Origin of the sequence: Prochlorococcus marinus str. NATL2A (assembly GCF_000012465.1) — a bacterium.
Lineage (GTDB): Bacteria > Cyanobacteriota > Cyanobacteriia > PCC-6307 > Cyanobiaceae > Prochlorococcus_B > Prochlorococcus_B marinus_B.
The window spans coordinates 1,593,742-1,610,779 of record NC_007335.2; the positions used below are offsets into that span (position 1 = coordinate 1,593,742).

At 37.3% G+C, this 17,038-nt stretch carries 26 protein-coding genes and 1 tRNA gene; 3 read left to right on the forward strand and 24 right to left on the reverse strand.

Annotated elements, in window-relative coordinates:
- Nucleotides 1-87: 87 nt before the first annotated feature.
- Both PMN2A_RS10230 and PMN2A_RS08715 read right to left on the reverse strand, forming a co-directional pair.
- Complete coding sequence (locus PMN2A_RS10230; RefSeq protein WP_011295438.1) at nt 88-2,145, reverse strand: tetratricopeptide repeat-containing sulfotransferase family protein; 2,058 nt, start codon at nt 2,143-2,145, stop codon at nt 88-90.
- 97 nt (nt 2,146-2,242) lie between these two features.
- Complete coding sequence (locus PMN2A_RS08715) at nt 2,243-2,593, reverse strand: hypothetical protein (protein WP_011295439.1); 351 nt, start codon at nt 2,591-2,593, stop codon at nt 2,243-2,245.
- A 237-nt stretch (nt 2,594-2,830) separates the two neighbouring features.
- Between PMN2A_RS08715 and PMN2A_RS08720 the strand changes: the two genes are divergently transcribed.
- Nucleotides 2,831-3,028: a hypothetical protein gene (locus PMN2A_RS08720; RefSeq protein WP_011295117.1), complete on the forward strand. Its 198-nt coding sequence runs from the start codon at nt 2,831-2,833 to the stop codon at nt 3,026-3,028.
- Nucleotides 3,029-3,046: 18 nt separating this feature from the next.
- Nucleotides 3,047-3,229, forward strand: coding sequence for a hypothetical protein (locus tag PMN2A_RS08725; RefSeq protein WP_011295141.1), 183 nt, complete (start codon nt 3,047-3,049; stop codon nt 3,227-3,229).
- Between the two features lie 120 nt (nt 3,230-3,349).
- On the opposite strand, the gene PMN2A_RS08730 is transcribed toward PMN2A_RS08725, so the two are convergent.
- The 5 genes from PMN2A_RS08730 to alr form a co-directional block, all read right to left on the reverse strand.
- On the reverse strand, nt 3,350-3,883 hold the full coding sequence (locus tag PMN2A_RS08730; RefSeq protein WP_011295440.1) for a hypothetical protein: 534 nt from the start codon (nt 3,881-3,883) through the stop codon (nt 3,350-3,352).
- Nucleotides 3,880-4,368, reverse strand: coding sequence for a hypothetical protein (locus PMN2A_RS08735; protein WP_144043294.1), 489 nt, complete (start codon nt 4,366-4,368; stop codon nt 3,880-3,882). Before PMN2A_RS08735 ends, PMN2A_RS08730 begins: the two co-directional genes overlap by 4 nt.
- Before the next feature lie 238 nt (nt 4,369-4,606).
- On the reverse strand, nt 4,607-4,756 hold the full coding sequence (locus tag PMN2A_RS10915) for a hypothetical protein (protein WP_187146450.1): 150 nt from the start codon (nt 4,754-4,756) through the stop codon (nt 4,607-4,609).
- A gap of 79 nt (nt 4,757-4,835) precedes the next feature.
- Nucleotides 4,836-4,924 (reverse strand) — tRNA-Ser (locus PMN2A_RS08745).
- Nucleotides 4,925-4,984: 60 nt separating this feature from the next.
- The gene (gene alr / locus PMN2A_RS08750; protein WP_011295442.1) at nt 4,985-6,193 is read right to left on the reverse strand and encodes an alanine racemase; all 1,209 of its coding nucleotides are present in this window, start codon (nt 6,191-6,193) and stop codon (nt 4,985-4,987) included.
- A 73-nt stretch (nt 6,194-6,266) separates the two neighbouring features.
- On the opposite strand from alr, the gene PMN2A_RS08755 reads away from it, so the two are divergent.
- Nucleotides 6,267-6,773, forward strand: a complete 507-nt coding sequence (locus PMN2A_RS08755) for an HNH endonuclease (protein WP_011295443.1) — start codon at nt 6,267-6,269, stop codon at nt 6,771-6,773.
- 3 nt (nt 6,774-6,776) lie between these two features.
- Here the strand turns inward: PMN2A_RS08755 and prfA are convergent, their stop codons facing one another.
- From prfA to rpsH, 17 genes are all read right to left on the reverse strand, one after another.
- A complete protein-coding gene (gene prfA, locus PMN2A_RS08760; protein ID WP_011295444.1) occupies nt 6,777-7,874 on the reverse strand; it encodes a peptide chain release factor 1 in 1,098 nt (365 codons plus the stop codon).
- Between the two features lie 35 nt (nt 7,875-7,909).
- Nucleotides 7,910-8,170, reverse strand: coding sequence for a 50S ribosomal protein L31 (rpmE, locus tag PMN2A_RS08765; protein WP_011295445.1), 261 nt, complete (start codon nt 8,168-8,170; stop codon nt 7,910-7,912).
- A gap of 36 nt (nt 8,171-8,206) precedes the next feature.
- Nucleotides 8,207-8,614, reverse strand: coding sequence for a 30S ribosomal protein S9 (gene rpsI, locus PMN2A_RS08770; protein ID WP_011295446.1), 408 nt, complete (start codon nt 8,612-8,614; stop codon nt 8,207-8,209).
- Nucleotides 8,611-9,063 carry a 50S ribosomal protein L13 gene (gene rplM / locus PMN2A_RS08775; protein WP_011295447.1) on the reverse strand — a complete coding sequence of 151 codons (453 nt, stop codon included), beginning with the start codon at nt 9,061-9,063 and terminating at the stop codon, nt 8,611-8,613. The genes rpsI and rplM overlap by 4 nt, the downstream gene beginning before the upstream one ends.
- Before the next feature lie 203 nt (nt 9,064-9,266).
- On the reverse strand, nt 9,267-10,097 hold the full coding sequence (gene truA, locus PMN2A_RS08780; RefSeq protein ID WP_011295448.1) for a tRNA pseudouridine(38-40) synthase TruA: 831 nt from the start codon (nt 10,095-10,097) through the stop codon (nt 9,267-9,269).
- 49 nt (nt 10,098-10,146) lie between these two features.
- Nucleotides 10,147-10,497 (reverse strand): 50S ribosomal protein L17, encoded by a 351-nt coding sequence (rplQ, locus tag PMN2A_RS08785; protein WP_011295449.1) that lies wholly within the window; start codon nt 10,495-10,497, stop codon nt 10,147-10,149.
- Nucleotides 10,498-10,536: 39 nt separating this feature from the next.
- A complete protein-coding gene (locus tag PMN2A_RS08790) occupies nt 10,537-11,475 on the reverse strand; it encodes a DNA-directed RNA polymerase subunit alpha (protein ID WP_011295450.1) in 939 nt (312 codons plus the stop codon).
- Nucleotides 11,476-11,525: 50 nt separating this feature from the next.
- On the reverse strand, nt 11,526-11,918 hold the full coding sequence (gene rpsK / locus PMN2A_RS08795; protein ID WP_011295451.1) for a 30S ribosomal protein S11: 393 nt from the start codon (nt 11,916-11,918) through the stop codon (nt 11,526-11,528).
- Nucleotides 11,919-11,981: 63 nt separating this feature from the next.
- Nucleotides 11,982-12,347 carry a 30S ribosomal protein S13 gene (gene rpsM / locus PMN2A_RS08800; RefSeq protein ID WP_011295452.1) on the reverse strand — a complete coding sequence of 122 codons (366 nt, stop codon included), beginning with the start codon at nt 12,345-12,347 and terminating at the stop codon, nt 11,982-11,984.
- 112 nt (nt 12,348-12,459) lie between these two features.
- The gene (rpmJ, locus tag PMN2A_RS10200; RefSeq protein WP_011295453.1) at nt 12,460-12,576 is read right to left on the reverse strand and encodes a 50S ribosomal protein L36; all 117 of its coding nucleotides are present in this window, start codon (nt 12,574-12,576) and stop codon (nt 12,460-12,462) included.
- 44 nt (nt 12,577-12,620) lie between these two features.
- Nucleotides 12,621-13,169, reverse strand: a complete 549-nt coding sequence (locus PMN2A_RS08805) for an adenylate kinase (RefSeq protein WP_011295454.1) — start codon at nt 13,167-13,169, stop codon at nt 12,621-12,623.
- 23 nt (nt 13,170-13,192) lie between these two features.
- Nucleotides 13,193-14,512: a preprotein translocase subunit SecY gene (gene secY / locus PMN2A_RS08810; protein ID WP_011295455.1), complete on the reverse strand. Its 1,320-nt coding sequence runs from the start codon at nt 14,510-14,512 to the stop codon at nt 13,193-13,195.
- A 59-nt stretch (nt 14,513-14,571) separates the two neighbouring features.
- Nucleotides 14,572-15,024, reverse strand: coding sequence for a 50S ribosomal protein L15 (rplO, locus tag PMN2A_RS08815; protein WP_011295456.1), 453 nt, complete (start codon nt 15,022-15,024; stop codon nt 14,572-14,574).
- 5 nt (nt 15,025-15,029) lie between these two features.
- Nucleotides 15,030-15,656 carry a 30S ribosomal protein S5 gene (rpsE, locus tag PMN2A_RS08820; protein WP_011295457.1) on the reverse strand — a complete coding sequence of 209 codons (627 nt, stop codon included), beginning with the start codon at nt 15,654-15,656 and terminating at the stop codon, nt 15,030-15,032.
- 14 nt (nt 15,657-15,670) lie between these two features.
- On the reverse strand, nt 15,671-16,039 hold the full coding sequence (rplR, locus tag PMN2A_RS08825) for a 50S ribosomal protein L18 (RefSeq protein ID WP_011295458.1): 369 nt from the start codon (nt 16,037-16,039) through the stop codon (nt 15,671-15,673).
- 33 nt (nt 16,040-16,072) lie between these two features.
- Nucleotides 16,073-16,612: a 50S ribosomal protein L6 gene (gene rplF / locus PMN2A_RS08830; RefSeq protein ID WP_011295459.1), complete on the reverse strand. Its 540-nt coding sequence runs from the start codon at nt 16,610-16,612 to the stop codon at nt 16,073-16,075.
- Between the two features lie 17 nt (nt 16,613-16,629).
- The gene (gene rpsH, locus PMN2A_RS08835; RefSeq protein ID WP_011295460.1) at nt 16,630-17,031 is read right to left on the reverse strand and encodes a 30S ribosomal protein S8; all 402 of its coding nucleotides are present in this window, start codon (nt 17,029-17,031) and stop codon (nt 16,630-16,632) included.
- Nucleotides 17,032-17,038 lie beyond the last annotated feature (7 nt).

Here is a 17,038-nt window from a genome sequence, read left to right on the forward strand (position 1 = left end):
CTAAAAACCTTATCTATTGACCTGATTCATTACTTTTGAAAGTGTTGGTATGTTTTTTCAAACTTTTCCCAGTTCTATAAGTTTGTTTTATAAGGTTATGTCTTGATATCTATCAGTTTGAGTAAGGATTTCAATAGCAGGTTTCAGCATATCTTTGTAGTTCTTCCATCCACCAATTGATTTTGAATTAATTGGGGAACGAACTTGAACATTGCTTGCTGTTGAAACTGAGCGTGGATTAAGATGAGGCGATAGATATTTATCTTCCCATTTCCAACCTAACCAAGAGATCAAAGATTTGATTTCTTTATTTGGATTGCTAACTAATGAGTCATAATTTAAGTCATAAATTGTTGATTTAAATCTATTCTTATATTGAGTCATAATTTCTTCTTGATCTAGATAAATTCTTACGCAATCAACTAGGGATGAGGAATATTCATTTCCTTTAGCAAAATGTGTTCGGTAAATTGAAAGAATATTATCTAAAGGATTTCTATAGCAGTGAATAATTTTTGCGTTTGGTATTCTTTTAGCAATAATACCTGTGTATTGATAATTATATAAGTTTTTATTAGTTGCAATGTTCAACTCAGTATGATTATTTACTTTTTCCCCATAAAGTTCAGCAAAATTTGCATCTTTTTTAGACTTCTTATACTCTAGAAAAGATTCCTCTAGAATATTAATTTCACCTAGATCACATACTTCATTGTTCATACTAAGAATTGATTCCAATAATGTAGAACCACTTCTAGGCATTCCGACAATGAAAATACTCTCAGGAGAATTTCTGGGTTCTTTTTTATTAATTTCATTTTTATTAGATTCAATAAATAATGCCTGAGACTTACTTAATAACTTATTAGATTCAGATGGTTTAATAGCAAGTTTTAATTCATTCGCCAAATCAAGATATGTAGAACTCTCTTCGTATTGTTTTTCCTTATGAAGAATATTTGCTCTTGCAAAGTAAATATAAACTTGATCTTCTTGGGATTTATTAATTAAGATATTTTTAGAAAAGAGTTGATCCTGCCATATATTATTCTCATCAGAATATTTAATTAATGATATTGAATAGTATGCTATTGCGTAATCAGGTTTGATTTTAATTGCTTTGCGGCATGACAATTCTGCTTCTTCTAATTTGCCAAGATCTTTCAATATGATTCCCAGATTGTAATGAGCATTGGCGAAATCAGGATTAAGTTCAATTGCTTTGCGGTATGACAATTCTGCTTCTTGTAATTTGCCTAGTTCTTTCAATAAGACTCCCAAATTGTAATGAGAGTCTGCGTAATCAGGTTTGATTTTAATTGCTTTGCGGCATGACAATTCTGCTTCTTCTAATTTGCCAAGATCTTTCAATATGATTCCCAGATTGTAATGAGCATTGGCGAAATCAGGATTCAGTTCAATTGCTTTGCGGTATGACAATTCTGCTTCTTCTAATTTGCCTAGTTCTTTCAATAAGACTCCCAAATTGTAATGAGCGTCTGCGAAATCAGGATTAAGTTCAATTGTTTTGCGATATGACAATTCTGCTTCTTGTAATTTGCCAAGATCTTTTAATATGTTTCCCAGATTGGAATGTGCTTCTGCGAAATTAGGGTTAAGTTCAATTGCTTTGCAGTATGACAATTCTGCTTCTTCTAATTTGCCAAGATCACTCAATATGATTCCCAAATTGTAATGTGCTTCTGCGAAATCAGGATTCAGTTCAATTGCTTTGCGGTATGACAATTCTGCTTCTTCTAATTTACCAAGATCACTCAATATGATTCCCAGATTTAAATGCGCTTTTGCGTAATCAGGTTTAATTTCAATTGCTTTGCGAGTAGATAATTCTGCTTCTTGTAATTTGCCTAGACTTTTTAAAATTATTCCATAATTAGAAAAAACCCTGTGATCTTTGAAAACTTTATCAATAAAATATTGATAAAGTTTTGCTGCTTCTGAAATATTGCCTTGTGAATGAAACTTCAATGCTTGATTAATTATTTGTTCTTTAGACGGTTTGGAAGGAGTGTTCGTAGTAATAGTAATATTTTTTTTGATTTCTCCTAAAGCAAATGGAACGGAGAATGTTTTTATTTCAGTGACTTTTTTCTTTACTTCTCCATCTTGACTAGAAAGATCCATCTTCTCTTATCTTTTCTCTCTTTTGATTCTTCCGATTTTACTACTTAAGTAAAGCGGATACTTGAAATTGGTTAGTGTCCTGAAGATGCTTGAATCCTTATCCCTTAGATCTTGATTGGTGGTGCTTGCAATTCCTGTTCTTAAAAACTTTTTGCCACCTTTCATCCCAATTGCCCTGAATACTTTGACTCCCGTAAGTTCCAATAATATTTCCTAAGCACATTGCAGCAGTCTTCCCCCTCGCCTCATATGCACATACTGGACACTGAAGAATCCAAGTACCCTTAGTTCCCTTGATGATCCTTGCTTGCTTTCTATCCGCACACTTTGCATGATGTTTTGCACAAGTAGGACATTTAACTTGCCAACAAAAATCTATTTTATTCCATACACCTGATAACTCCAAAGCAATATCTCTTGCGAAGGAGTCCTGATCAACTCTATGCATTATTTTTATCTCTAATGTTTATAAGTAATTAACTTATTAGGCTAACCATGTTGTTACATTATGTTAACACGAATGTACATTTCTGTCAACTCAAGACTACATAACAAATGAGATGGTGATGATGCTTTAGAGACTCTAAGTGTCCTTTTGTTTCCGCAAACGAAAAAGAAAGCATAAATAAAGTATGCGGAGCAATCTGTGTAAGACGTAGAGATATCAACTGAACAAAACTCAATAATGACATCAGCAACATATTCACCAACAAAAATAAACAGAATACATAAACAAAAACCTCTATCAAACAATGTTCATATGGTTCTTACTGATGAGGAACTTGAAATGGAAACCAACATTAGAGAACTAACAAATACACCAAAGAGAACAGACTTGTATAAAAAATGCTTGAAGTCTATGGATGACTTATTACGCAAATAAAAATTGAAAAGATAGAACATGAGTAAGCAAGCAATTATCAATACAAATACAGACACAAGACTGAATAAAGCATTAGTTCAAATCAACAAGAATGCATCTAGCAGTATCAACAGTGAACCAATGAAGAAGAATGCACTAATTGATTCACTACTTAATGCTGCAATGGATAAAATGGTGCGAGATAAGAAGATCAAACTATAGTAAATTTTTGGAACCTTAGTAACCTACAAACGCCCCAAAACGAGCAAGAGATATTAAACAAATAAAAAAAATTCCAGTTGGAAAAAATCATAAAATAAGTTTGCAAAGAGTAGTTCCCGTCTACTCTTTTTTATTGTCTTCTTCGCCATCTTTAAGCATATTGATTACTCTGTCCCACCATGCCTTGACTTCTTCAGTACCCTTTCTTGCTGCTTCTGTTTCTGGACACATTGCTCTCCACCTCTGAAACACACTTCCATTTTTGCTGAAAAAGTTTGGTTTGCCGCTGCTAGTGAATGCACTTAAATTTCGTTCCCACTTTTCCTCTGGTGGAGATGGAGGAGGAGAAAAATATTCTCTGCTTCTATTAGTAAAAATATTTGTCTTGCAGTTGGAATAGTTCCAACTTGTAGTACCACCAGTACCAATTGGTGAATCAAATACTGGTGCTCGCTGCTCTAACCCACCTTCACGAGTCCACATGTATGGAGTACGTTTCACTTTGATTTTTCTCCAACCATCACCTATCTCAACCATGTTTGTTAGTTGTTCAACTTTCTTGTGACATCCAGCACCACAACTAAACTTTTCAATCACGTTGGTTTGAAGAACAATTTCTGATTGAAGTGCAGCGGCAAATAGTAGTGGAATCAATTGAACCCCCTCAACTTGGTTTCATCAATTACTGCTGGATGCAAAATCAATGAGTGAGGTTCACCAATATTGGATCTATTAGAAAAAGACTTAGGTCTTATCCCTTCAACCCATCCGCTCTTATGACACCAATGAATTGGAAAATTATCTCCACGCTTGTGACCCTCTGGCATTTTTAGACTGCTGAACTTGCACCAAAAACCTTTGCCACGTTTAAGTTCAACCACGTCAGATGAATGGCGTCTTCCAGCGAATCCAAGAGAACCAAGTGATGGGTATGCAACAGGACAGCATGGTGGTTCACCTTTGATTTGACGGCAGCGGCAAGGATAGAAAATTCCATTCTTGTTACCAATAAAAACCACGTTCCCTGTATGAGTTACTTGTGAATACATCTCTACGTTGCCGTTATCAATATCACTGTCATCCATGACATATGCAGCGAAAACTCCAGCGAAGAGAACAGGAGCAAGGAAGATATTCATAAACATCTCAGGGGTTCACAACGTCCAACATGCGTCCTGAATCGTCAGTCATCTTATGCCTGAGATTTGTTGATTTTGCTCTTCTGGTCATTGTCCTAAAGGTATCTGCTTCGTTGGTTTTGGTGAGATACTTTTGCCAAATTCCATGTTGGTTTTGCCAGTAAATATGAAACTTCATCATTACTTTTGACCAAGAATTGTTTATCAAATTAAGCACATAAATTTGAGTCCTAAAGTGTTAGGTCCCCGTTACAGGACCAACCTCCCAACAACACATTTCCTGAGATCCTTTGCAGCAACTGAATTTTCTCCCAACAACAAAATGACTTCTCCCAACAACATTCCCAACAACACACGCTTGACTTAGTATGAACCCACCTGACTCCAATTGACCCGCTCTATTCAGTCATATCAGTAGTTTTGGGGGATTATGAACCTTTCTGAATCCGTCTGAATCTAATGAAAAACGGAGAGGGAGGGATTCGAACCCTCGACAGAAGTTGCCTCCTGTAACTCCTTAGCAGGGAGCCGCTTTCAACCACTCAGCCACCTCTCCATTCCCCATACCTTATCAAGTCAAAGCTCAAATAATTTGTATTGTGATCCTCTACAAATTTTAAGTGACAACTCTAGGAAGTCGATTTCGGAAACTGCAAAGAACTTCCCATGGAATTGATCCAGACAAATCACACCAATCTTGAGGAGAGATGCAAACCTCACCATCAGTTCCAAGAAGAGTTAAAACCTGACCTGTTTTTATATCTGGTTTATCAGTTATGTCAAAAACCATTTGATCCATTGCAATTGCACCTACTTGAGGAACTAACACTCCATCTATTGAGGCTGATATTTTTCCAGAAAGGCTTCTGCTTACCCCATCTGCATAGCCAATAGCAACGACAGCAAGCTTGCTTGCCCTTTGAGTTTTAAAAAAATGTCCGTACCCCACTCCAATTCCTTTCCCAACATCCCTAACCAAAGTAACTCGAGCCTTAACTTTCAACGCTGGGCTAAGTTTCAAATCAGACTTAAAATCATTTACAGGGAAATAACCATACAAACTTAGTCCCACCCGAACCATATCAAAATGAAGTCGACTATCTGAAAGTGTTCCCGCAGAATTTGCTAGGTGTCTGCATATAAACTTGTTTCTTTTGCCCAAACCCTTTAAGACCTTCTCAAATCTATTTAACTGAATCTGCGTGAAACTTAGTTGAGTATTATTTTCTAGATATCTATCAGCAATTGCCAAATGACTATATATACCTTCTAAGGCTATATTTTCAAGACAATCAATCTTATTAATTAATTCTTTAAATTGATTGCAGTTACAGCCAAGTCTCGTCATACCTGTGTCTATTTTTAAGTGAATAGCAAATTTTTTATTCTTATTTTCTGCGATATTATTGCAAATTATTGCCTCACGAATTCCACTAATCGTAGGAATAAGATCCCAGCAAAAGGAAGAATAAAGTTCTTCTGAATTAATTAGATTTCCAAGAATTAATATCTGACACTTCAAGCCAGCATTCCTTAATTGAATACCCTCTTCTAAAGTTGCTACTCCAAGACTGTCTGCACCTCCAGTTAACGCAGATTTAGCAACAGTCTCTGCACCATGTCCGTATCCATCAGCTTTCACAACTGCCATCAATGAACAATCATCGCCAATAAAGTTTTTCAAGACTCTTGCATTATTTTCGATAATTTTCGAATCAACCTCAACCCATGCACGACTGCGAGGATCAGGGGTAATTACATTTTCAGTTAACCCACCAAAAGTGAAAGATCTTTCAGTTCTATTGATTTTTGACATACTCTGCATCCAATCAATGTAATAAGGGAAACTGCAACAAGGAGTCAATACCACTAGCATGCCGCTTAAATAGCTTGCTTGCATGGGTCAAGTTCTTGTTTTGAATGCTTCCTATGAGCCATTGAACATCACTTCATGGCGACGCGCGACTGTTTTAATGCTCAAAGGCAAGGCTGAAAGTCTTGAAGAAGATGCTACACACAATATTAGGCAAGATGTCAAAGCTCCTACAGTAATAAGATTAAGGCAATTTATTAGAGTTCCATATCGAGATATTCCTCTATCTAGAAAAAATATATTTCAAAGAGATAATAACTCTTGTCAATATTGTGGTCAGAAAAATAAAAAACTTTCAATTGATCATGTTTTCCCTCGTAGTAGAGGAGGAACAGATAATTGGGAAAATGTGATTACTGCATGTCTGCAGTGCAACGTCATGAAAGGTAATAGAACCCCTGAAGAGGCAAAGATGCCTTTAAGAACCAAACCCTATAAACCTTTAAATAACATGAGTTTTGAAACAACAAAACAAATTCATTCTGGTCGTCATAAAGAATGGAGTAAATACGTAATTGGATGGGTAGCTTAGCTTTTAATCTTCAGATTGATTACTAAGCTCTTCCATTTGCCTTTTTTGTTCTTCTGCAATACATGCACCTATGACATCTTCCAATTGACCTGAAAGAACTTGTTCAAGGGGGAAATTAACTCCTAATCGATGATCAGTTGTTCGATTATCTTTGTAGTTATATGTCCTAATCTTTTCACTTCTATCACCTGTGCCAACCTGAGACAATCGAGCAGATCTTTCCTTTGCATTAGCCTCTGCTAGTTCTAGTTCTAATAATTTAGCTCTTAAAATCTCCATTGCTCTTTCTCTATTTTGCATTTGAGAACGTTCTTGCGTACAAAAAACTCTTATACCTGAGGGCTTGTGAAATAAATCAATAGCGGTTTCTACTTTATTTACATTTTGCCCGCCAGCACCACCTGATCTTGCCGTACTAATTTCTAGATCGGTAGATTCTATTTTCACCTCTACTGGATCAGCTTCTGGCATTACAGCAACAGTTGCAGTAGAGGTATGAACTCGTCCTTGAGATTCAGTTGAAGGGACTCTTTGAACTCTATGAACACCTGCTTCAAATTTTAATTGGCTGTAAACAGACTCCCCTTTGACAGAGATAATCATTTCACGAAAACCGCCCATATCAGCTTCTGTTGAACTTATAGGTTTTACATTCCATCCAAGTTTTTGACCATATCTTTCATACATTCTTGCTAAATCACCAGCCCATAAACAAGCTTCATTCCCTCCTGCTCCAGCTCTGATTTCAAGCATCACACTTCTTTCATCTCTTGGATCTTTGGGTAAAAGAGCCAAAGTCAACTTTTGAATTAATTCATTTTTTGAGAGTTCGAGATTTTGAAGTTCTTCTCTAGCTAAAAGTTCCATCTCTTTATCATCTCTGCTTTCTTTTACTAATCCTTTAGCTTCTAGACACTCTTTTTCTATTATCTGGAGCTTTAAATAATCATTAACCAAAGGCTCTAAACGGGATCTTTCTCTAGCAATTGTCTCTAATTGTTTTGGATCTGATGCAACATCTGGATCAGCTAATTGCAACTCCAAGTTTTGAAAACTACTTTTAGCTGTTTCTAATCGTTTAATTAGGGTTGAAGAATCCATTCTTTTTATTCCCTAAATCTTTAGATCAACAGCTGTCAACTTTCTTTTTTTTCTTCTGAAGATTTATCTTTTTGTTCACTCGAGTCCGATGAGGCCATACCATATTTTCTCATGAATCTATCTACTCTTCCTTCCGTATCTAAAATCTTTTGAGTCCCGGTGAAGAAAGGATGATTTCCACTCCAAACATCAACCTGTATTTCAGGCTGAGTAGCACCTGTTGTCATGACAACTTCTCCATTACAAATTACTTTTGCTTCTGGATACCAAGTTGGATGTATATCTGATTTAGGCATGATAAAAAAGTGAAAACTTTAAGGTGAAAAGTAAAATTATCTCTTTGAGAATTGAGGAGCTTTACGAGCTTTTTTCAGACCATATTTACGCCTTTCTTTTGCTCTAGGGTCACGACTAAGGTGCCCCTCTAATTTTAGAGGTTTACGATTATCAAGAGATAAAGTACATAAAGCTCTAGCAGCTCCCTGTTTAATGGCGTCAGACTGGCCAGTCAACCCTCCACCATAGACATTAACTAAAACATCATATGATTCACTCAATCCTAAAGTTTTCAAAGGAGCTTTAACAGCAGATATATAAGCAGGATTAAAATTCAAGTAGTGGTCACCAGGACGACCATTGATGATTATTTCACCTTTCCCAGGAGTTAATCTAACTCTGGCTACAGATGTCTTACGTCTACCAGTTCCCCAGTAAACTACTTTATTTGTGGAACTAGTCATTTTGTAACAGATTCAGAATTTAGAGAAAGAATTTTAGGCTCTTGGGCTGAATGAGGATGATCAGAGCCTTTATAAACTTTGAGTTTCGTAAATAATTGCCTTCCTAACCTTGTGTGAGGCAGCATTCCTTTAATTGCCTTTTCAACTATTCTCTCAGGGATTCTGGATTGAAGAGCCTTAAAGGTTTCAACTTTCATGCCGCCTGGACGTCCAGAATGTCTGCGGTAAAGCTTTTGATCTGATTTTTTGCCGGTTACTTTGATCTTTTCTGCATTTACGACAATAACAAAATCTCCAGTATCCAAGTGAGGAGTGAAATTTGGCTTTGTCTTACCCCTTAGGACGCTAGCAACTTCAGTTGCTAGTCGACCAAGAGTCTGATTCTCTGCATCCACGAGAAACCACTGGCGATCTATTGAGTCCGGCGATGGAACTGATGTCTTGTTCATTTTTCCTGAACACCTTTAACACTGAATAAGCATTATCGTTTTGATAATACTGTTTAAGGAAGTTATCAAGTCAAAAAATTGATCTGATTCTTCAGAAAAATAATTCTACACTTTCAAGGCTTAAAACTGGCCTTTTTGTTCGGATGAAATTTAAATTACTGATTTAACAAAATTCATATATTTTTAATTTATTAATCTTTTAATTAGCTTGTGTATTTCGTAGGTTCAAATTTTGGAAGATAAAAACTTGGAAAAGTGTCAAAACTTTTCTCTTTTGAAAAGATTTTTTCCTCATAACCAACTCTTATCAAACACAGTCCATGAGCAGGAGCAGCCTCTTTCACCTCAGAGCGCAATCCCTTTCTCCATCTATATCTAAATTTTTCAAGAGAAAGTCGTTTTTCTCCAACAGCAACTAATTGACCCATCAAAAGCCTGACCATCCCGTACAAAAAGCCACTGGCCTGAATTTCAACTGTAACTATGTCTCCATAACGAGAAATAGAAACATCTTGCACTGTGGTCAATGAATTACTTCTATTACTTCCTGCTTTTTGAAACGCTGCAAAATCATGTAAACCTAATAAATCATTCAGAGCATGCTTCATTAAATTGATGTCCAACATAAATCTATATTTATGCCAACTTATATTTTGAAGAAAAAGATTTGGATAGGAACCATTAAAAATAGAATATCTATACCTTCGATATTTTGCCGAATAGCAAGCATGCCAAACTTTGGGAACACCTACTGCTTCAAGAACTTTAATTGATGCTGGAAGTCTGCCATTTAAGGCTGATGCCCATTTATGAATAGGAATTGGGCCAGAGCAATCAAAATGAACAACTTGTCCTGAAGCATGAACTCCTGAATCAGTTCTGCCTGCTGCAATTGCCTTGACTGGTCTGATTGGATCAAGTTCTGCAATTTTTTCTTCTAAAGTTCCTTGAACAGTTATTGAATCTTTTTGATTTTGCCAGCCTCTAAAACCTGATCCATCGTATTGAATGACAAGAGCAATTCTATTAGTCAAATTGAACTAATAAGTAAAAATATTGATTTGTTTTTGAAAAATTAATATCCTATACAAGTTCAACAATGGCCATTTCAGAATTATCCCCGCGTCTTGGGGTCGTTCTCACGATTCTTGTATAACCACCTTCTCTATCGCCGTATCGCTCTTGGGCCTTTTCAAAAAGTGCATGAACTAATTGCTTATCATATACATATCCAATAGCTCTTCTCCTTGAAGCAAGACTGCCATCCTTAGCCAAGGTAATCATCCTCTCAGTTTCATTTCTCAAAGCTTTAGCTCTTGCTTTCGTTGTTGTAACTCTACCTTCGCGAATTAGTTGAGTAGTTAATCCTCTTAAAAGTGCCTTCCTTTGATCTGCAGGTAGACTCAATTGTGGAATTCGACGTTGATGACGCATTGGATTAGCTTTGAAATTTAGTAGTAATAAAACTGAAAGTCATGCAGAAGTTCTACTTTGTGGAATAGAAATTCCAATTCTCTCAAGAGCTTCAATAACTTCGTCAGCGGATTTAGAACCGAAGTTCTTAATTTCCAATAAATCCTCATAACTGAAACCCATCAAGTCTGAAACAGAGTTCACTTGGGCTCGTTTTAGGCAATTATAAGCTCTTACAGATAAGTTTAACTCCTCGAGGGGGATTTGGGCCTCTGCTGCAGGCTCTGGCTCTTCAGGAATCTCTTCTACCATTGAAACAGTAGCAAGAGGTTGAAAAAGTTCGATTAATTGATTAGCAGCTTCCGCTAATGCATCGTCTGGGGAGGTGGATCCATCGGTGACCAACTCCATTTTTAATCTTTCTCTGGTTGATCCTCCCTCAGCTACAGCAGTTTCATCAATAGTAAAATTAACTCTATTTATAGGCATAAATACAGCATCTATCTGAAGCAAATCAATTGCGCTTGTCTCCTCATTTTTTCTATCAACTGGTCGATATCCAACACCTCTTTCTACATGTATTTCTAGTTCTAGGTTATGCCCCTCCTGAACTGTTGCTATTGGACGATCACCATCAACAACTTCAACTTGAGATGAGAACTGAATATCCTTTGCTTTAACATCAGCTGGGCCTGTTACAACAAGTCTTCCTATCTCAAGCTCTTGACTACGACTGTCAACTGAAATTTGTTTACAATTTAGAAGGATGTCTAGCACGTCTTCTCTTACACCAGGAATTGTTGCATATTCATGATTAACTCCTGCAATCCTGACAGCTGTAACTGCGCTGCCTTCGAGTCCGCCCATCAACACTCTGCGTAAAGAATTACCCAAAGTTGTTGCTTGACCTCTCTCAAGAGGTCCGATTAGGAAGACACCTGTTTGGGAACGATCATTAGAAACTTGATGATCGATCCTGTCTATCTGGTATTGCAACACGGTCTAATGCGATGTGGAAAAAAAGAAAAGTTCACTTAAGTGAATAGATTTTAAACGCGTCTGCGTTTAGGTCTCCTGCAACCGTTATGAGGAAGAGGAGTTACATCTCTGATCAAAGTAATTTCAAGACCAGCTACTTGCAACGCTCTTATTGCGGTTTCACGACCTGAGCCTGGTCCTCTTACAAGAACTTCTATTTGACGCATTCCTTGCTCTAGGGCCCTTCGGGCCGCAAGTTCAGCCGCGGTCTGAGCAGCAAAAGGAGTACCTTTTCGAGCTCCTTTAAAACCGCTTGCTCCTGCTGATGACCAGGAAATGACTTCACCAGAGGTGTCGGTAATAGAAACAATGGTGTTGTTGAAGGTACTTTGAATATGCACAACTCCATTGGGAACGTTGCGCTTTGACTTCTTAGAACCGGATTTCTTTGAGGTTGTAGCCATTAGGCTGTGCTTTATTTAAAAAGATTTTGTAAATTACCAGCTGGTAACAGGATTCTTAAGAAATTATTTCTTTCTTCCTGCAACAGTTTTTCTTGCTCCTCTCCTTGTGCGAGCATTAGTTCTTGTTCGTTGTCCACGAACAGGAAGGCTCATTCGATGCCTGCGTCCACGGACACATCCTATATCTTGAAGTCTTTTAAGCGCCATTCCTTCTTGGCGCCTCAAGTCTCCTTCAAGAGTGAATTCTTCAGTAACAGCTCTGAGCTTCTGAATATCACTATCCTCTAAATCCTTTACACGAATATCAGGATTAACACCTGATTTTTCAAGGATAGATTGGGCTCTGGTTAAACCAATGCCGTAAATGTAAGTAAGGGCAACTTCTACCCGCTTTTCGCGAGGTATATCGATGCCTGAAATCCGTGCCACTTAGGGATAAATCGAAGAGGACAATGAAAATCATCAAAATTAAATGATGACAGTTGTTGAAAAAGGCAAACGAAAAAAATTAAACGTTTAAGACTTCTTCAAAAGTCAGGAATCAGCCCTGACGCTGCTTGTTACGAGGCCTTTTCTTGTTGATCACATAGATTCGGCCTCTACGCCTCACGATCTGATCGTCAGGACTAATTTTTTTGACTGAGGATCTAACCTTCATTTGGTGAGACTCTCCTATTTCCAAAGTAAAATCTTACTACATCGTCAGCCTAAAGATTTCTCAATGCATGAAAAAACAACATCAATGTCAGCATTACCTTCTATCTCTTCAAGAATACCTTGCTTCTTATACAAATCAATTAGTGGAGAGGTTTTTTCTCTGTATATTTTTAGTCTGTTAGTTATTACTTGCTCATTGTCATCCTGTCTTCCTCTCTCTACAAGCCTTTTAATTAAATAATCGTCAGCAACTTTTATTAAGATGACCCCCTCTAGAGGTTGATTAATTTTTTCTAAAAGATTTTTTAGAGAATTAGCTTGATTGACATTTCTAGGGAACCCATCCAACAACCAACCCTCATTAATATTTGCCAACCTCCCTTCAACAATTGAGAGAACTAATTCATCACTCACTAATTCTCCTTTATTCATAATCTCAGCAGCTTTGATACCTAAAACAGATCCTGAGGAGACCTCATCTCTAAGTAAATCTCCAGTTGAAAGATGAATTAGTCCGTATTTTTTGCAAAAAAGATTTGCTTGAGTCCCTTTCCCCGCGCCAGGGGGGCCAAGAAATAGTAATTTTTTTTTCATTTAAATAAAATCATAGTAAAACTTTATTGGCGTACTAATCCTTCATATCTTTGAGAAATGACATAAGTCTGAATCTGTTTAGAGGTATCAATTGCCACTCCTACCAAGATCAATAGTGACGTTGCCCCAAGCCCTTGAAAAGTTTGAACATTAGTTGCTCTCTCTACTGCAGCAGGGACAATAGCAACTGAACCAAGAAATAATCCACCAAGCAAAGTAAGGCGATTTTGAACACCTGAAAGGTAATTAGAAGTAGCACCTCCTGGTCTTACGCCTGGAATTGCAACACCACCTTTTTTTAAATTAGAGGCTATGTCTAATGGATTAATTGTTAGAGAAGCATAAAAGTAAGCGAAACCTAAAATTAATGCAAAAAAGGTAATTGCATATGGCCATGGGTTGGATGAGCCTGGATTAAGTGAACTCGCAGCCTTGATAAGTAAAGGATTTTGAGTAAAATTTGCGATTGTTATTGGTAGAAAAATTAATGCAGAAGCAAATATTATGGGCATAACGCCACCAGCATTTAACTTAAGAGGTAAATAACTTTGCCTACTTGGCAAAAGGGCTCCTCCACCCATTTGACTTTTTGCACTTACTATGGGAATCCTTCTAGCACCTTCTTGAACAAAAATAATACCAACAATAGTAATTAAAAAAACTATCAAAAGAATGATTATCCCCAGGACATCCGCTCGATCTCCAGTCTGAGCTTTTTCAATAGTAGAACTAAGTGCCTTGGGCAAAGTAGCAACAATATTCAAAAAAATAACTAATGAAGCGCCTTGGCCTATCCCTTTTTCAGTAATGATCTCACTAAGCCACATAACTATCATCGATCCAGTGACTAATGCCAGTGATGTCTGAATAACGAATTCAGTTTCGCTAATACCTTCAACCGCATACTGTCGAAGAATCAAAGCAAAAACCGTGCTTTGAACCAATCCCCATCCCAAAGCGACGTATCTAGTGATTTGAGCAATCTTCCTTCTTCCTGCTTCTCCTTCATTTTTCTGTAAATCTTCCAATTGAGGTAAAGAGGCAGTAAGCAATTGAATAATTATTGACGCATTAATAAATGGAAGAATACCTAGTGCAAAAACTCCTAAAGTTGAAATCCCACCGCCTGTAAAAATATCAAGAAATCCAATTAATTGTCCTCCCTGATCAATAAAAGTTTTAAAAGCCTCTCTATCTATTCCAGGCATAGGAATATAAATTCCTAATCTAACAATTAGCAATAAGCCTAGGGTCGTAAATACTCTACCCCTAAGTTCCTCATTACTAAAAAGCTGGGTGATTACTTCACCTGCACTTGGGTTTCGACCACGACTTATTAACATTTAACAAGGATAATTGATTGGAGGCTAGTGTATAAAACTAAATTCTCGAGATAAAGCAATTAGTTATATAGCTCACATGAGCCCCCGACTTCTTCAATTTTATTTTTAGCAGATGCTGTAAACGCTGCAGCTTGAACAGTCAATTTTACTTCTAATTTCCCATTACCAAGGATTTTTAGAGGATTTTTTGGTTTAGTCAAAATACCCTCCTTGACCAATAAATCGAGGTTAACTATTGTCCCATCTTTCAATGCATTCAACCTAGAAACATTGAGGACAGTAAAATTTTTCTGATTAACAATTGGGAAATGCTTTAGTTTTGGAACTCGTCTGTACAAAGGCATTTGACCACCCTCAAATCCTGGGCGAGTAGGTCTTCCTGATCTAGATTTTTGTCCCCTCATACCAAAGCCGCAACTAGCACCTTGACCAGCAGCTATTCCTCGACCTTTACGCATTTTTTTACGTCTAGATCCTTTATTTGATTGAAGAGATTCTAATTTAATAGTCATGATTTTTAGGAATAAATCTGCTCAAGTGAAATACCACGCTCTTTTGCTGTGGCTTTATGAGTTCTTAACTCACTTAAAGCAACCATTGCAGCACGAGCATTATTAAGAGGGGTCTTACTGCCTAATCGCTTTGCAAGTACATTCTTAATTCCAGCTAACTCTAGAACGGTACGAATTGAACCACCCGCAATTACACCTGTTCCAGGAGCTGCAGGACGAATCAACACACTTGCTGCCCCATCTCTACCGTTAGAGAGAGTTGGGATCGAACTATTTCGAGTTAAAGGAACACGAACTAAATGTTTTTTGCCATCAGCAACTCCTTTACGAACGGCACCTATAACATCTCCCGCTTTTCCAACACCAACTCCAACTTGTCCTTTTTCATTGCCTACTACAACTATTGCTCTAAAACTCATTTTTTTTCCACCTTTGACTGTTTTCGAAACCCTTCTAATTTGGACAACTCTTTCTTGCCATTCAGAATCTCTTTCTTGACCTCTTCGATCTCTTCTTCCTCCGCGTTTTTCACCACGACTGCGACGATTTTCCTGCCTACCATCTGCCGCTGGAGGGGCACTTGATGATCCAGAAGTTTTTTTATTTGGGGACTGGTTGTTAGAGTCTGTCATTATTAAAGCAATGATTAAAAGTTCAAGCCTGCCACTCTGGCAGCTTCGGCTAGAGCTTTAACCCTGCCATGATAGATGTTCCCACCTCTGTCAAAGATAACTTGTTTGATGCCTTTTGATAAAGCTTTTTTTGCAACAAGCTCTCCTACTGCTGTAGAAGCATCGCAACTTCCAGCATTAACTTTTAAAGAAGCTTTCAGGTCTTTATCAAGAGTTGATGCTGCACATATAGTGTTTTGAGCATCGTCATCTATTATTTGAGCATAAATGTGGTTATTAGAACGAAAAACAGCAAGTCTTGGTCGAGACTCTGTTCCGCTTAAGTTTCTCCTCAAGCGTTTATGTCGTTTTTGGGTCTGTTGTTTTCTAGAAAGTTTTGACATGACTAAAGTTTTTAAAAAGACAAATAAACAAGATTAAGTTTTGCCAGACTTACCAGCTTTTCTAATTATTAGTTCTCCTTGATATTTAATTCCTTTGCCTTTATAAGGTTCTGGGGGCCTGATTGCTCTAATTTTGGCAGCTTCATTGCCAACTAATTCTTTATCAGGTCCAGTTACAATCACATTTGTATTATTTTCAACTTTAAAAGTTATGCCTTCTGGAGGAACAACCTCAACTGGATGACTATAACCTGCACTAACAACAAGAGTTTTTCCTTTTACTTGGGCTCTTGATCCCACACCAACAATCTCAAGTTTTTTTGTAAAACCATTACTAACTCCCTCAACCATATTTGCAACAAGAGATCTACATAGCCCATGCATTTCCCTAGACTGTCTTTTTTCATTTATAGGTTTAACAAAAATAAAGTTTTCATCTTTGCTTAGGCTTACCCCATTAGGAAGAGTTCTCTTCAGTTCTCCTTTCGGACCTTTTACAGTGATGGAAAGCCCTTCAAATTTTACATCTACCTTTTCGGGAAGGGAGATTGGTTTTTTTCCAGTACGAGACATAATAAATACCTAATCAATCAACAGACGTAGCAGAGGACTTCTCCTCCAACACCTTGCTTCCGAGCATCACGATCACTCATGACACCGTTAGAGGTAGAAATTATTGCAATTCCAAGACCTCCTAAAACTTTTGGTAATCCTCGAGTATTTTTATAAATCCTCAAGCCAGGCTTACTAACTCGCTGCATGGAACGAATAATTGGTGAGCGATGCTTCCCAGTATATTTCAATCCAAGAATGAGCTGCTTTCGAAAGCCTTCTCCTTCTTCATTGATTTCAGCAATGAATCCCTCACTTTGAAGAACCTTAGCGATACTAAGAGACATTCTTGAAGCAGGGACTTTGGTTTTTTCATGACGTTTTTCACTTGCATTTCTTATGCGAGTGAGCATGTCTGAAATTGGATCGTGGTTGGCCATAGTATTT